Annotated in this window: 13 protein-coding genes; 10 read left to right on the forward strand and 3 right to left on the reverse strand. The window is 74.9% G+C overall.

The features are described 5' to 3' along the window. The first annotated feature begins 75 nt into the window (after nucleotides 1-75). The 6 genes from ACIQOE_RS40625 to ACIQOE_RS40650 all read left to right on the forward strand — a co-directional run bounded on the left by ACIQOE_RS40625 (nucleotide 76) and on the right by ACIQOE_RS40650 (nucleotide 7,658). Complete coding sequence (locus ACIQOE_RS40625; RefSeq protein WP_351315214.1) at nucleotides 76-909, forward strand: M55 family metallopeptidase; 834 nt, start codon at nucleotides 76-78, stop codon at nucleotides 907-909. Continuing rightward, entirely contained in the window at nucleotides 902-2,206 is a 1,305-nt protein-coding gene (locus ACIQOE_RS40630) for a M20/M25/M40 family metallo-hydrolase (RefSeq protein ID WP_351315210.1), read from the forward strand. Before ACIQOE_RS40625 ends, ACIQOE_RS40630 begins: the two co-directional genes overlap by 8 nt. Before the next feature lie 8 nt (nucleotides 2,207-2,214). Then, a complete protein-coding gene (locus ACIQOE_RS40635; protein WP_401417118.1) occupies nucleotides 2,215-4,149 on the forward strand; it encodes a prolyl oligopeptidase family serine peptidase in 1,935 nt (644 codons plus the stop codon). Then, complete coding sequence (locus ACIQOE_RS40640; RefSeq protein WP_362644066.1) at nucleotides 4,146-5,069, forward strand: LD-carboxypeptidase; 924 nt, start codon at nucleotides 4,146-4,148, stop codon at nucleotides 5,067-5,069. The genes ACIQOE_RS40635 and ACIQOE_RS40640 overlap by 4 nt, the downstream gene beginning before the upstream one ends. Before the next feature lie 31 nt (nucleotides 5,070-5,100). Further along, entirely contained in the window at nucleotides 5,101-5,655 is a 555-nt protein-coding gene (locus tag ACIQOE_RS40645) for a GNAT family protein (protein ID WP_351937653.1), read from the forward strand. Nucleotides 5,656-5,729: 74 nt separating this feature from the next. After that, nucleotides 5,730-7,658, forward strand: a complete 1,929-nt coding sequence (locus tag ACIQOE_RS40650) for a DUF5107 domain-containing protein (protein ID WP_401417119.1) — start codon at nucleotides 5,730-5,732, stop codon at nucleotides 7,656-7,658. Here ACIQOE_RS40650 and ACIQOE_RS40655 read toward each other — a convergent pair whose 3' ends face one another. Further along, a complete protein-coding gene (locus ACIQOE_RS40655) occupies nucleotides 7,659-8,009 on the reverse strand; it encodes a VOC family protein (protein WP_351315198.1) in 351 nt (116 codons plus the stop codon). Between the two features lie 87 nt (nucleotides 8,010-8,096). Here ACIQOE_RS40655 and ACIQOE_RS40660 point away from each other — a divergent pair, with 87 nt between their 5' ends. From ACIQOE_RS40660 to ACIQOE_RS40670, 3 genes are all read left to right on the forward strand, one after another. Further along, nucleotides 8,097-8,540, forward strand: coding sequence for a phage holin family protein (locus ACIQOE_RS40660; protein ID WP_351315195.1), 444 nt, complete (start codon nucleotides 8,097-8,099; stop codon nucleotides 8,538-8,540). A gap of 254 nt (nucleotides 8,541-8,794) precedes the next feature. After that, a complete protein-coding gene (locus ACIQOE_RS40665) occupies nucleotides 8,795-10,642 on the forward strand; it encodes a transketolase (RefSeq protein ID WP_365576467.1) in 1,848 nt (615 codons plus the stop codon). A gap of 65 nt (nucleotides 10,643-10,707) precedes the next feature. After that, a complete protein-coding gene (locus ACIQOE_RS40670) occupies nucleotides 10,708-11,388 on the forward strand; it encodes a GvpL/GvpF family gas vesicle protein (RefSeq protein ID WP_401417120.1) in 681 nt (226 codons plus the stop codon). A gap of 51 nt (nucleotides 11,389-11,439) precedes the next feature. Here ACIQOE_RS40670 and ACIQOE_RS40675 read toward each other — a convergent pair whose 3' ends face one another. Both ACIQOE_RS40675 and ACIQOE_RS40680 read right to left on the reverse strand, forming a co-directional pair. Then, nucleotides 11,440-12,255 (reverse strand): class I SAM-dependent methyltransferase, encoded by an 816-nt coding sequence (locus ACIQOE_RS40675; RefSeq protein WP_401417122.1) that lies wholly within the window; start codon nucleotides 12,253-12,255, stop codon nucleotides 11,440-11,442. 125 nt (nucleotides 12,256-12,380) lie between these two features. Continuing rightward, nucleotides 12,381-13,865, reverse strand: a complete 1,485-nt coding sequence (locus ACIQOE_RS40680) for a phosphatase PAP2 family protein (RefSeq protein WP_365557781.1) — start codon at nucleotides 13,863-13,865, stop codon at nucleotides 12,381-12,383. A 72-nt stretch (nucleotides 13,866-13,937) separates the two neighbouring features. Here ACIQOE_RS40680 and ACIQOE_RS40685 point away from each other — a divergent pair, with 72 nt between their 5' ends. Continuing rightward, on the forward strand, nucleotides 13,938-14,597 hold the full coding sequence (locus tag ACIQOE_RS40685) for a histidine phosphatase family protein (protein ID WP_365557779.1): 660 nt from the start codon (nucleotides 13,938-13,940) through the stop codon (nucleotides 14,595-14,597). The last annotated feature ends 88 nt before the right edge of the window (nucleotides 14,598-14,685 follow it).

A 14,685-nucleotide genomic window follows, 5' to 3' on the forward strand; every position in this document is an offset into this window, starting at 1 on the left:
CGGCGCCCGCCGGCCCTCGAAGGCGTCGGCCCGCTTCCTGGTCGGCGGCCGCCCGGACGCGTAACGTGGCGCACCATGAAGATCCTCATCAGCGCCGACATGGAGGGCGCCACCGGGGTGACCTGGCCCGGCGACGTGCTGCCCGGCACCCCCCAGTGGGAGCGGTGCCGGTCGATGTTCACCTCGGACGTCAACGCCGCCGTCCTCGGTTTCCTCGACGGCGGCGCCGACGAGGTCCTCGTCAACGAGGCCCACTGGAGCATGCGCAACCTGCTCCTGGAGCGGCTCGACGACCGCGCCGAGATGATCACCGGCCGCCACAAGGACCTCTCCATGGTCGAGGGCGTCCAGCACGGCGACGTCGACGGCATCGCCTTCGTCGGCTACCACACCGGCGCCGGCATGGAGGGCGTCCTCGCCCACACCTACCTCGCCAACTCCATCACCGGCGTCTGGCTGAACGACGTGCGCGCCAGCGAGGGCCTGCTCAACGCCCACGTCGTCGCCGAGTACGGCGTCCCGGTCGTCCTCGTCACCGGCGACGACCTGGCCTGCGAGGACGCCCTCGGCTACGCGCCCGAGGCCCTCAAGGTCGCCGTCAAGGACCACGTGTCCAGGTACGCGGCCAAGTGCCGGACGCCCGTGCGGACCGCCGCGGACATCCGGGCCGCCGCCAAGGAGGCGGCCGCGCTCGCCGTGCGCCACGAGCCCGTGACCGGCGGGCCGTTCACGATCGCCCTGGAGTTCGACGCCGAGCACCTCGCCCAGTCCGCCACCGTCGTCCCCGGCGTGGAGCGGACCGGCGAGCGGAAGGTGGCGTACACCGAGCGGACCATGTACGACGGCATCCGCACCTTCAAGGCGGTCACCACGATCGTCTCGGCCGCGGTGGAGGAGCAGTATGGCTGACGAACAGGCACTGGACGAGGTGGTCCGGTTCACCTCCGAGCTGATCCGGATCGACACCGCCAACTTCGGCGGCGGCGACTGCCGGGAGCGGCCCGCCGCCGAGTACGCGGCCGAGCGGCTGGCGGGCGCCGGGCTGGAGCCGATCCTCCTGGAGCGGACCGAGGGCCGCACCAACGTCGTCGCCCGCGTCGAGGGCACCGACCCGTCGGCCGACGCGCTGCTGGTCCACGGGCACCTCGACGTGGTGCCCGCCCAGGCCGCCGACTGGCAGGTCGACCCGTTCTCCGGGGAGGTCCGCGACGGGGTCGTGTGGGGCCGGGGCGCCGTCGACATGAAGAACATGGACGCGATGATCCTGGCCGTGGTGCGGGCCTGGGCCCGCGAGGGCGTGCGGCCGCGCCGGGACATCGTGATCGCGTTCACCGCCGACGAGGAGGCCAGCGCCGAGGACGGCTCCGGCTTCCTCGCCGACCACCATCCCGAGCTGTTCGAGGGCTGCACCGAGGGCGTCAGCGAGTCGGGCGCCTTCACCTTCCACGACGGCGGCGGACGGCAGCTCTACCCCATCGCCGCCGGCGAGCGCGGCACCGGCTGGCTGAAGCTCACCGCGCACGGCCGCGCCGGACACGGCTCCAAGGTCAACAAGGAGAACGCGGTGACCCGGCTGGCCGCCGCCGTCACCCGCATCGGCGAGCACAGCTGGCCGCTCCGGCTGACCCCGACGGTCACCGCCGCCCTCACCGAACTCGCCCTGCTCTACGGCGTCGAGCCCGACCTCACCCGGGTCGACCTGCTCCTGGAGAAGCTCGGCCCCGCCGCCAAGCTGGTCGAGTCCACCGTGCGCAACAGTGCCAACCCGACCATGCTGAACGCCGGTTACAAGGTCAACGTCATCCCCGGCGAGGCCGTCGCCTACGTCGACGGACGCCATCTGCACGGCACCGAGGACGAGTTCCGCGCCACCCTGGACCGGCTCACCGGGCCCGACGTCGACTGGGAGTTCCAGCACCGGGAGACCGCCCTGCAGGCGCCGCTGGACTCGCCGACGTACGCCCGGATGCGTGCCGCCGTCGAGGAGTTCGCGCCCGAGGGGCACGTCGTGCCGTACTGCATGTCGGGCGGCACCGACGCCAAGCAGTTCTCCCGGCTCGGCATCACCGGCTACGGTTTCACCCCGCTCCGGCTGCCCGAAGGCTACGACTACCAGGCCATGTTCCACGGCGTGGACGAACGCGTCCCCGTCGAGGCCCTGCACTTCGGCGTCCGGGTCCTGGACCGCTTCCTGCGCACGGCATAGGAGACATCGTGGAGACGAAGCCGTACGGCTCCTGGCCCTCGCCCATCGACGCGGCCCTGGCAGCCGCGCACGACGGCAGCCCCGAGTGGGTGGGCTTCGTCGGCGACGAGGCCTGGTGGACCGAGCCGCGCCCCGAGGAGGGCGGGCGCCGGACCCTGGTGCGGGGCAGCACCCGGGAGTCCGTGCTGCCCGCGCCGTGGAACGTCCGCAGCCGGGTCATCGAGTACGGCGGCCTGCCCTGGGCCGGTGCCGTGTCCGCGCCCGGCGCGGCACCGCTGCTGGTCTTCGTGCACTTCGACGACCAGCGGCTGTACCGGTACGAGCCCGGCACCGAGCCGCGCCCGCTGACCCCGCCGGGACCGCGTCTGGCCGACCCGCGGCTGCTGCCGGACCGGGACGAGGTCTGGTGCGTCCTGGAGGAGTCCACCGGCGAGGGCCCCAGCGACGTACGGCGGGTGCTCGCGGCCGTACCGCTGGACGGTTCGGCCGCCGAGGACCGCGGCGCCGTACGCGAACTCACCGGCGAACACCACCGGTTCGTGACCGGCCCGCGCCTGTCGCCCGACGGACGGCGGGCCGCCTGGCTGGCCTGGGACCATCCGCGGATGCCCTGGGACGGCACCGAACTGCTGGTCGGCGAGGTCGGCGACGACGGCACGCTCAAGGGGGCCCGCACGGTCGCGGGCGGCCCCGAGGAGTCGATCGCGCAGGTCGAGTGGGCGAAGGACGGCCGTCTCCTGTACGCGAGCGACCGCGGCGGCTGGTGGAACCTCTACCGCGACGGGACCCCGCTGTGCCCGCGCGAGGAGGAGTTCGCCGGGCCGCTGTGGAAGCTCGGCCAGCGCTGGTTCGCCCCGCTGGACAGCGGGCTGATCGCCGTCGTGCACGGCCGGGGCGCCACCGCGCTCGGGATACTCGACCCGGAGTCCGGGGAACTCGTCGACGCCGCGGGCCCCTGGACCGAGTTCGCGCCCACCCTCGCGGCGCACGGCACCCGTGTCGTCGCGGTCGGCGCGAGCCCGCGCACCTCCTACGAAGTGGTCGAACTGGACACCGCGAGCGGCCGTGCCCGCGCCGTCGGCGCCACCCACCACGATCCGGTCGACCCCGCCCTCTACCCCGAGCCGCTGGTCCGCACCTTCACCGGCCCGGGCGGCCGTGAGGTGCACGCGCACATCTATCCGCCGCACCACCCCGGCCACCGGGCCCCCGACGGCGAGCTGCCGCCGTACGTCGTGTGGGCGCACGGCGGACCCACCGGCCGGGCCTGTCTCGTCCTCGACCTGGCGATCGCCTACTTCACCTCCCGGGGCATCGGGGTCGCCGAGGTCAACTACGGCGGCTCCACCGGATACGGGCGCGCGTACCGCAACCGGCTGCGCGAGCAGTGGGGCGTGGTCGACGTCGAGGACTGCGCGGCCGTCGCCCTCGCCCTCGCCGAGGAGGGCACCGCCGACCGCGGGCGGCTGGCGATCCGCGGCGGCAGCGCCGGCGGCTGGACCGCCGCGGCCTCGCTGACCGGCACCGACGTCTACGCCTGCGGCACCATCTCCTACCCGATCCTCGACCTCACCGGCTGGGGCACGGGGGAGACCCACGACTTCGAGTCCCGGTACCTGGAGTCGCTGATCGGCCCGCTGGCCGAGGTCCCCGAGCGGTACGCCGAACGCTCGCCCAGCGAGCAGGCCGACCGGCTCACCGCGCCCTTCCTGCTGCTCCAGGGCCTGGACGACGTGATCTGCCCGCCCGTGCAGTGCGAGCGCTTCCTCGCCCGCCTCGACGGACGGCACGTACCGCACGCCTACCTCACCTTCCCCGGCGAGGGCCACGGCTTCCGCCGCGCCGACACCATGATCCGCGCCCTGGAGGCCGAACTCTCCCTGTACGCCCAGGTGTTCGGGATGAGCGTGCCCGGGATCCCCGACCTGGAGCTGGTGAAGTGAGCGAACCGGTACGACCGCCGAGACTCGCCCCCGGAGCGCGGGTCGCCGTGGTGGCGCCGAGCGGGCCGGTCGCCGAGGACCGGCTCCAGGCGGGTCTGGACATCCTGCGCGGCTGGGACCTCGACCCCGTGGTGGCACCCCATGTGCTCGACCGGGACGGGCGGCTCGGCCACCTCGCGGGCTCCGACGCCGACCGGGCCGCCGACCTGCAACGGGCCTGGTGCGACCCGTCCGTGGCCGCCGTCGTCTGCGCACGCGGCGGCTACGGCGCCCAGCGCCTGGTCGACCTGCTCGACTGGGCGGCGATGCGGGCCGCGGGTCCGAAGGCGTTCGTCGGGTTCAGCGACGCGACCGCGCTGCACGAGGCGTTCGCCACCCGGCTCGGGCTCGCCACCCTGTACGGGCCGGTGGCCGCCGGGGCCGACTTCGTCAAGAACGCCGAGGCGCAACAGCACCTGCGCGCCACCCTCTTCGCCCCGGAGACGGTCCGGACGATCACCGGCCGGGGCCGCGCCCTGGTGCCGGGACGTGCCCGCGGTGTCACCGTCGGCGGCTGCCTGCGCCTGCTCGCGACCGGCATCGGCACCCCGCACACCCACCCCGGCGCGCGCGGCGGGCTGCTCCTGCTGGAGGACGTGGGCGAGCAGCCGTACAGCCTCGACCGGAGCATCACCCAGCTGCTGCGGTCCGGATGGCTCGACGGCGTCGCCGGGATCCTGCTCGGGTCCTGGGACCGGTGCGGGCCGTACGAAGCGGTGCGGGCCGTGCTCGCCGACCGGCTCGGCGGACTCGGGGTGCCGGTGGTGGAGGAGTTCGGCTTCGGGCACTGCGAGGCGGCGCTGACCGTGCCGCTCGGCGTCACCGCGGAGCTGGACGCCGACGCCGGCACGCTCACCCTGCGGGAACCGGCGCTGCGCTGACGCGGTGGCCGGTCTTGCATAGGGTGGCCGGATGCCGCACATCGCATCCCGCTACCTCGCCGAGGGCCCCCGCGTGGGCATCCGCCCCTTCGGCTACGAGGACGGCGCCGAGTTCATCGCCCGGGCCCTGGAGAGCAAGGACCTCCACCAGCCCTGGCTGTTCCCGCCCACCACGGACGCGGCCTACGCCGGCTACGCGGGCCGGCTGATCGAGGACCGCAGCAAGGCCGGGTTCCTGGTCTGCGAGAAGGACGCCGGGGAGCACGGCGGGGCCATCGCCGGGTTCATCAACATCAACAACATCGTCGAGGGCGGCTTCCAGTGCGGTGCCCTCGGCTACGGCGCCTTCGCGCACGCGGCCGGGCGCGGGCTGATGCGGGAGGCGATGGGACTGGTCGTGGACCACGCCTTCGGGCCGATGCGGCTGCACCGGCTGGAGATCAACGTCCAGCCGGGCAATGCCGCCTCCATCGCGCTCGCCCGCGGCGCCGGGTTCCGGCTGGAGGGCTTCTCACCGAAGATGATCTACATCGACGGGGCCTGGCGGGACCACGAGCGGTGGGCGATCACGGCCGAGATGCGCTGATTCGGGCACGGCTCAGGCCTTTGCGCAATCCTGACCGGCAGCTCCCCTGGTCAGCACGTCCGTACCCGGGTTCCATGACGGTCGTGACGAGCATCCGACGTGAGGTACTGACCCTGCCGGCCGCGGAGCTGGGACCGGACAACCCGCTGCCCCCGCTCCGCCCGCTCGACGAGACGCACCGCGTCGACGAACGCGACCGGGACGACCTGCCCGCGGACATGGCCCGTCAGCTCGGCCACGAGCCGCTGCGCAGCCTGCTGCCGGTCCGGATCCGCGACGGCTACGGCAGAACCCGCGCACCCCGCGCCCTGGCGGCGCTGGTGATCGAGAACGACCGGCTGCGCGCCACCGTACTGCCCGGTCTCGGAGGCCGCGTCGCCTCCCTGGTCCACCTGCCCACCGGCCGTGAACTCCTGCACCGCAACCCGGTGTTCCAGCCCGCCAACTTCGCCCTCAACGGCGCCTGGTTCGCCGGCGGCATCGAGTGGAACATCGGCGCCACCGGCCACACCACCCTCTCCTGCGCCCCGCTGCACGCCGCCCTCGTCCCGGCCCCCGACGGCGGGGAGATGCTCCGGCTGTGGGAGTGGGAGCGGCTGCGCGACCTGCCCTTCCAGGTCGACCTGTGGCTGCCGGACGGCTCCGACTTCCTGTACGCGGGCGTCCGCGTCCGCAACCCGCACGAACACCCGGCGCCGCTGTACTGGTGGTCCAACACGGCCGTGCCCGAGGACCACCGGGTGGTGGTACCGGCCGCGCACGCCTGGGAGTTCGGGCCCGAACGCCGGCTGCGCCGGGTGCCCGTTCCGCCGCACGGCACCCAGCACCCGTACGCCACCGACCACTTCTACGATCTCCCCGACGGCCGGCGCCGCTGGATCGCCGCGCTGGACGCCGCCGGGCACGGCCTCGCGCAGGTCTCCACCGACGCGCTGCGCGGCCGGAAGCGGTTCGTGTGGGGCACGGGTGACGGCGGCCGCCGCTGGCAGGAGTGGCTCGGCGGACCCGGCACCGGCGGCTACCTGGAGATCCAGGCCGGCCTGGCCCGCACCCAGCTGGAACACGTCCGGCTGGACGCCCGCAGCGAGATCTCCTGGCTGGAGGCCTACGGACCGCTGTCCACGGCGCCGCAGGCGTCCCCGGAGACGGTCGAGGAGCGGCTCGCGCACGTGCTGCCCCGCACCGCGCTCGACGCCGCGTACGCCGCCTGGCAGCCGTGCGCCGACACCGCGCCCGGCGACCTCCTCGCCACCGGTTCGGGCTGGGGCGCGCTCGAAGTCCTGCGCACGGACCTGAAACTGCCCGGCACGCCGTTCGCCGAGTCGACACTCGGCGAGGACCAGGCACCCTGGCGGGAACTGCTGCGCACCGGCACGCTGCCCGAACCCCGCCGGGTCCGGCCGCCGGGCCCCACCCCGGTCGCCCCGCACTGGCGGGACATGCTGGAGACGGCCCCCGCCACCCCGCACACCGAGTACCACCTCGGCGTCGCCCAGTGGCACGCCGGCGACCGGGCCCAGGCCGTGCGCAGCTGGGAGCGGGCCCTGCCGCTCGCGCCGTCCCTGTGGCCGCTGCTGCGCTGCCTGGCCGTCGCCGACCAGGAGTCCGGCCACCACGAGCGGGCCGCCGAGCGGTACGCCGACGCCTTCGACGACCTGTGCCGGGAGCGCCGCGACGACGGCGAGGCCTGGACGGCGGCGGCCGCCGCGCTGGGCCGTGAGGCCATCGAAGCGCTGCTGCGGGCGGGCCGCGCCGCGGACGCCCGCACCGTCTGGGAGGCGCTGCCCCCGGCCACCCGGGGGCGCGGCCGGTTCCGGCTCCTGGAGGCGGAGCTGCTGCTCGCCGAGGGACGGCGGGCCGCCGCCCGCGCCGTCTTCGCGGACGGCTTCGAGGTCGCCGACCTGCGCGAAGGGGACGACGTCCTCGACCGGTTGTGGGCGCGGCTCGGCGACGCGCCGCTGCCCCGCCGGTACGACTTCCGGATGCGGCCGCGGAACCCCTGATCAGGCCGGATGCTGGTCGACGTACTCGAAGAGCGTGCCGTCCGGGTGCATCGCGAGCAGGTTGCGGCCGGCCGGGGTGGGCACCGGACCGGCGAGGATGTGGGCGCCCAGCTCGTCCAGCAGACGGTGGGCCGCGTCGACGTCCTTCACCGCGATCGTCGCGGTCACCTTGCGCAGCACCTCCAGCTCCGCCTCCGGGCCGCTCATCAGGAGGAAGGAACCGACCGCGGCGACCTGGACGCCCCCGCGTTCGAAACGGACGGCTCTGCCGCCGGAGAGGCGTTCGTAGAACGGGATCGCGGTGTCGAGGTCGTCGACGCAGATGCGCAGGGAGGCGCCCAGAATCTCCATGCCACGAGCCTAGTTGGCGCCGGGCGCCGCGGCGGCCCCTCCGCCGATCTCCCGTTACGGCTTTTGCCGTCCGGGTACCCGCCCCCCATGGAACATCTGGATCATCTCGAACACCTGGACAAGGACCTGGTCGACGAACTGGCCCAGGTCGCACGTGAGACCGTGCGGGACGAACTGCGCGAACAGGGCCGCAAGCGGCGGCGGACCGCGCTGCTGTACGGCGCCTCCGGGGCGGTCGCGCTGTACGCCGGAGCGGCGCTCGCGGCGGCCGTGGGCCTCGCGCTGGCGGCCGTGCTGCCGGGGTGGGCCGCCGCGCTCGTCACCGCCGCGGTCCTCGGCGCCGGCGCCGCGATGCTGCGGCGGGCCGCCCGGCCCAGCCGCCCGCACGCCCCCGGCCGGGTCGTCGGCGGCACCGCGCCCGCGGCACCGCCCAGCGGGCTGGGGATGCCGTACCCGCCCGTGCCGCCGATCACCCCCGTCACCCCGGTCATGCCCGACGCCGGCCCGGACGCGCCGCGCCGCAGGGTCTGAGATCCGGCACCCGCCGTGCGACCGGCCGCGCCCGACGCGCGGCCGGCCGTACGCCGTGCGGTACGGCCTCGGCGGGCGGCCCGCGGCCCGCCCGCCTACGGTTGCCTGTGAGGCCACCGGACCCGGACGCGTCCCGGACGGCGCACCGTGAGGCGCCGGCTGCGGACCGTGACCGCCGCGCCGCTGGACACGGGCTCGCCGGAGCTGCCGCGACCCCCGGAACCCGCTACGGACACTCCCTTCGAAGGAGTCTCATGAACACCGCCGAACTCGTCGAACTCGCCCAGCAGTTGCGCGTGGACAGCGTGCGGGCGGCCGCCGCGGCCGAGTCCGGGCATCCGACCTCGTCGATGTCCGCCGCCGACCTGATGGCCGTCCTGCTCGCCCGGCACCTGCGGTACGACTTCGACCGGCCCGCCCACCCCGGAAACGACCGTTTCATCCTCTCCAAGGGGCACGCCTCACCCCTGCTGTACGCCGCCTACAAGGCGGTCGGCGCCATCGAGGACGCCGAACTGCTCACCTTCCGCCGGCTCGGCTCGCACCTGGAGGGCCACCCCACCCCGCGCCGGCTGCCCTGGGTCGAGACCGCCACCGGCTCCCTCGGCCAGGGCCTGCCGGTCGGCGTCGGCATCGCCCTGTCCGGCAAGCGGCTGGAGCACGGCCCGTACCGGGTCTGGGTGCTGTGCGGGGACAGCGAGCTGGCCGAGGGCTCCGTGTGGGAGGCCGCCGAGCACGCCGGGTACGAGCACCTCGACAACCTCATCGCGATCGTCGACGTCAACCGGCTCGGCCAGCGCGGCCCCACCCGGCACGGCCACGACCTGGACGCCTACGCCCGCCGCTTCGAGGCCTTCGGCTGGCACGCCGTGCAGGTCGACGGCCATGACGTGGACGCCGTCGACCACGCCTTCGCCGAGGCCGCCTCCCGGACGGGGCAGCCCACGGTGATCCTCGCCCGCACCCGCAAGGGCCGCGGCGTCGCCGCCGTCGAGGACCGCGAGGGCATGCACGGCAAGCCGCTGCCCGACCCCGAGGAGGCCATCGCCGAACTCGGCGGGACGCGGAGTATCCGGCTCCACGTGCAGGAGCCGCCCGCGGCCCGCGCCCTGCACTCCGTACCCACCGGCGCGCTGGAACTCCCGCGCTACGACCTCGGCGACGAGGTGCCCACCCGCGACGCCTTCGGCAAGGCGCTGGCCGCGCTCGGCACCGCCCGCGCCGACGTCGTGGCGCTGGACGGAGAGGTCGGTGACTCCACCCGCACCGAACTCTTCGGCAAGGAACACCCCGACCGCTACTTCGAGTTCTACATCGCCGAGCAGCAACTCGTCGCGGGTGCGGTCGGCATGGCCACCCGCGGCTGGATGCCGTACGCGGCCACGTTCGCCGCGTTCCTCACCCGGGCCCACGACTTCGTCCGCATGGCCGCGATCAGCGGCAGCGGGATCAACCTGGTCGGCTCGCACGCGGGCGTCGCCATCGGCCAGGACGGGCCCTCCCAGATGGGCCTGGAGGACCTGGCGATGTTCCGCTCGGTGTACGGCTCGACCGTGCTGTACCCCTGCGACGCCAACCAGACCGCCCAGCTCGTCGCCACCATGGCCGGACTCGAAGGCATCCGCTACCTGCGCACCTCGCGCGGCGCGCACCCGGTGATCTACGGGCCGGACGAGGAGTTCCCGGTGGGCGGCTCCAAGGTGCTGCGCTCTTCCGACGCGGACCGGCTGACGGTGGTCGCCGCCGGGGTCACCCTGCACGAGGCGCTGAAGGCCGCCGACGCGCTCGCCGAGGACGGCATCCGCGTCCGTGTCGTCGACCTCTACTCCGTCAAGCCCGTCGACCGGCAGACCCTGCGGCTGGCCGCGGAGGAGACCGGCTGCCTGCTCACCGTCGAGGACCACCACGAGGAGGGCGGGCTCGGCGACGCGGTCGCCGAGGCCTTCGCGGACGGCCGGCCGGTACCGCGCCTGGTCCGGCTCGCCGTGCGGACCATGCCCGGCTCGGCCGCGCCCGACCAGCAGCTGCACGCGGCCGGCATCGACGCCGAGGCGATCGCGGCGGCGAGCCGGCTGCTCGTCGAGGAGGCGGTCGTGCGATGACCGGCGGCGCCGGGCCCGCCGCGGCGCCGGCGGCCCGGCGCGCACCATCGACCGGAGGAGGGACCATGGCCGGACAGACCGGACCCAGATACGTGTACGCCGTCTGCCGCCCCTTCGCCGCGGCCCTGCAGGCCCAGCTCACCGGGGTGGCGGGCGCCCCGCCCGGCCTGCTCAGGCACCGCGGGCTGGTCGCCGTCGTCAGCACGGTCCCGGAGGGCGACTTCGCCGAGGCGCCGCTGCGGGACCACTTGGCGGACCGGGACTGGCTGGCCGCGACCGCCCGCGCCCACCAGGGCGTGGTCGACGCGCTCACCACGGTCACCACCCCGCTGCCGCTGCGGCCGGGCACGGTATTCCGGGACGACAGCGCCGTACGGACCATGATGGAGGCCCACGAGACCGACCTCCTGCACGTCCTCGACCGGCTCGACGGCAAGGTCGAATGGGGCGTCACGCTGTTCGCCGAACCGCCCGGGCCGGGGCCCGGCGAGGAGTTCGCCCGGGGCCTGCACGAGCGGCTGCGCCGGCACGCCGACGACTCCCGGCTGCACCCGCCGCCCGCCGCGGCGGGCGGGGAGGTTCCCGGACGGCGGCTGCTCGACGCGGCCTACCTGGTGGCCCGCGCCGACTGCGAGGAGTTCGTGGAACTGGTGGACCGTACGAAGCGGGAGGCACCGGGCGTGCGCGTGGAACTCAGCGGACCCTGGGCGGCCTACTCGTTCACCGGCGACGTCGTGCCGGCCTGACCCCGGACGCCGGCCGGGGGACGGCGGTACGGCCGTCTCCCCGGCCCGGACTCACGCGCGGCAGAGCAGCTCCCCGTGCAGGACGGCGAACCAGCCGTCGTCCCGCGCCGCCCACGTGCGCCAGGCGTCCGCGACGGCCCGCAGCTCCTCGGCGGTGGCGTGGCCGCCCTCGACGGCCCGCTCGGCGTAGGCCGAGGCGACCGTCCGGTCCGCCCACAGCCCGCCCCACCACGCCCGCTCCTCGGCCGTGCTGTACGTCCAGGTGCCGGAGGTCGCGGTGATGTCGGTCAGCCCCGCGGCCAGCGCCCAGGACTTCAGCCGCCGCCCGGCGTCCGGCTCGCCGCCGTTGGCCCGGGCCACCCGCAGGTACAGCTTCCGCCAGTCGTCCAGCCCCGGCACCGCCGGGTACCAGGTCATCGCGGAGTAGTCCGAGTCCCGTACGGCGATGAAGCCGCCCGGTTTGGTGACCCGGCGCATCTCGCGCAGCGCCCGCACCGGGTCGCCCACGTGCTGGAGCACCTGGTGGGCGTGGACCACGCAGAAGGTGTCGTCCGGATAGTCCAGCGCGTGCACGTCGGCGACCGTGAAGTCCACGTTCGTCAGGCCGCGTTCATCGGCGGTCCGGCGGGCCTGGTCCAGGATGCCCGGCGCGTGGTCGGCGCCGGTGACCCGGCCCTCGGGGACCAGCGCCGCCAGGTCGGCGGTGATCGTGCCGGGTCCGCAGCCGATGTCCAGGATCCGCATGTGGGGCTTGAGCGAACCGAGCAGATAGGCGGCGGAGTTGGCGGCCGTCCGCCAGGTGTGCGAACGCAGCACCGACTCGTGGTGCCCGTGCGTGTAGACGGCGGTCTCCTGCGGTTCCGACATGGCTCAGCCCCTTTGCTCCACACCAGGCGGACGGGGCCGGCCGGCCCCGTCCCGCGGTGTCCGCAACGCTACGCGCGCATGCCGAATGATGAGACCCGTGTTTTACGATGTGGACTGACGTGCCGTCAGAGCGGCCGGTAGACGGTCAGCGCCGCCGGCAGCTTGTCCACCCGCACCTCGCCCTTCACGTCGATGACCTCACCGTCGTACGCCAGCGGGGTACCGGTCTTGAGACCGGTGAGCCGCAGCCGGCGCACCCGTACCTCCGCGTGCGCGGGGGAGCGGCTCAGCGCGCCCGCGACGGCCGCCGACAGCAGACGCAGCGCCGGATGCCGGCCGCCGTGCACCACCCGCACGTCCAGCAGCCCGTCCGCCAGGTCGGTGCGGCGGCCCGGGGTCACGCCCATCCGGTGGTAGACGCAGTTGCCGACGAACAGCAGCCACAACGGGTGCGCCGAGCCGCCGAGTTCGACCTCCAGCGGATGCTGGTCGGTGCGCAGCACGCGCACCGCCGCCAGCACCTCGGCGGCCCGGCCGCCGATGCGGTGCGCCCAGTGCTCCCGCTCGCGCACCAGCTCCGGATACACGCCGAGACTCAGTGTGTTGAGGAAGATGCCCTCCCGGTCGTCGCTGGTGAAGCGGCCCACGTCCACCCGGACCGCCTCGCCCTCGCGGACCGCACGGCCCAGGCCCCGGCCGTCCTCCACGCTCAGGTCGTAGGCGAAGTGGTTGAGGGTGCCGCCGGGCAGCACCGCGAGCGGCAGGCCGTGGTGCAGCGCCGTCTGCGCGGCCACGTTCACGGTGCCGTCGCCGCCGCACACGCCGAGCGCCTGCGCCCGCAGCGCGGCCTTCTCCAGCTCGGCGGTCACCTCCTGCGGCTCGCACTCCACCAGCTCGGCCTTCGGCAACTCGTCGCGCAGCGCCCGGACCCGGTCCGAACTGCCCGAAGCCCGGTTGGCCACCACCACCAGGCCCTCCCCGTCGGGCAGCGCCGGCGCGACGGCACGGGGCTTGGGCGGCGGCCCGATCTGCGCCCGGGTCGGCACCAGCCGCCGCACCACGAACGCGGCACCCACGCCCAGGGCCGCGCCCGCCACCACGTCGCTCGGGAAATGGACGCCCGTGTAGACCCGGGACATCGCGACGGAGAACGCCACCGGCGCCACCACCGCGCCCCACCCCGGGGACTCCAGGGCGACCCCGGCCGCGAACGCCGCCGCCGACGCCGCGTGACCGGACGGGAAGGAGGTCGTGATCGGCTGCCGCTTCAGGTGCCGTACGGCCGGCACCGGGTCCAGGGCCGGGCGGTTCCGGCGCACCGAGCGCTTGCCGACGGTGTTGATGGTCGCGGAGGCGAGGGTCAGCGAGGCCAGGCCGCGGACGGCGGCCCGGCGGGCCCGCGGCGTACGGGACGCGGCCACCGCGGCCGCCGTCGCGAACCACAGCACGCCGTGGTTGGCGCTGCGGCTCAGCCGCGGCAGCACCGGCTCGGCGAACGGCCAGTTCCGCCGGGCGGCCACCTCGAACAGCTTCGTGTCCAGCGAGAGCAGCCGGTCGCGCAGCGCGTGCCGGCCCGGCTTGAGGGCGGTCAGGTCAACATCAGGGCTCATGCGGGTCCGGTTACCCTGAAGTGGCTGTTTCCTGCCGGTCCCCGGTGCGGTCGAGTGAGAGGAACCTCCCGGATGCGCCTGCTCCTCATACGTCACGGGCAGACCCCGACCAACGTCGACTTCCTGCTCGACACCGGCGTACCGGGCCCCGGTCTGACCGCGCTCGGCGAGCGGCAGGCGGCGGCCCTGCCCGCGGCCCTCGCCGACGAGGACATCGAACGCCTCTACGTCTCCACACTGACCCGCACCCAGCTCACCGCCGCGCCGCTGGCCGCCGCCCGCGGCCTGACCCCGATCGTCCGCGACGGCATCCGCGAGGTCGTCGCCGGCGACCTGGAACTGCTGCCCGGACACACCGAGCGCGGCCAGGAGTACATGCGGACCGTGTTCGCGTGGGCGGCCGGCGACACCGCGCTGCGCATGCCCGGCGGGGAGACCGGGGCCGAGACACTGGACCGCTACGACGCGGTGATCGCGGAGGCGGCGGCGAGCGGCGCCGGGACGGTGGCCGTGGTCAGCCACGGCGCCGCGATCCGCCTGTGGGCGGCGGCCCGCGCCGACAACGTCGACGTCCCCTACGCCGCCGCCCGCCCCCTCGACAACACCGGCGTCGTCGTCCTGGAGGGCTCCCCGGCCGACGGCTGGAAGGCGCTGTCCTGGGAGGGCGCGGTCGTGGAGCCGGCGGGGGAGAGCGGACCGGCGGGGGAGCCGGTGGAGCCCGCGGCGGAGTGACCGCGGTTCCCGCCCCCCTCAGGGGTGCGGGGAACCGCGCGACCGCCCCCCACCGGTCCCGCGGCCGAGGACGGCGGTCGATATCGGT

The organism is Streptomyces sp. NPDC091282, from assembly GCF_044757385.1.
Classification (GTDB): Bacteria; Actinomycetota; Actinomycetes; order Streptomycetales; family Streptomycetaceae; genus Streptomyces; species Streptomyces gramineus.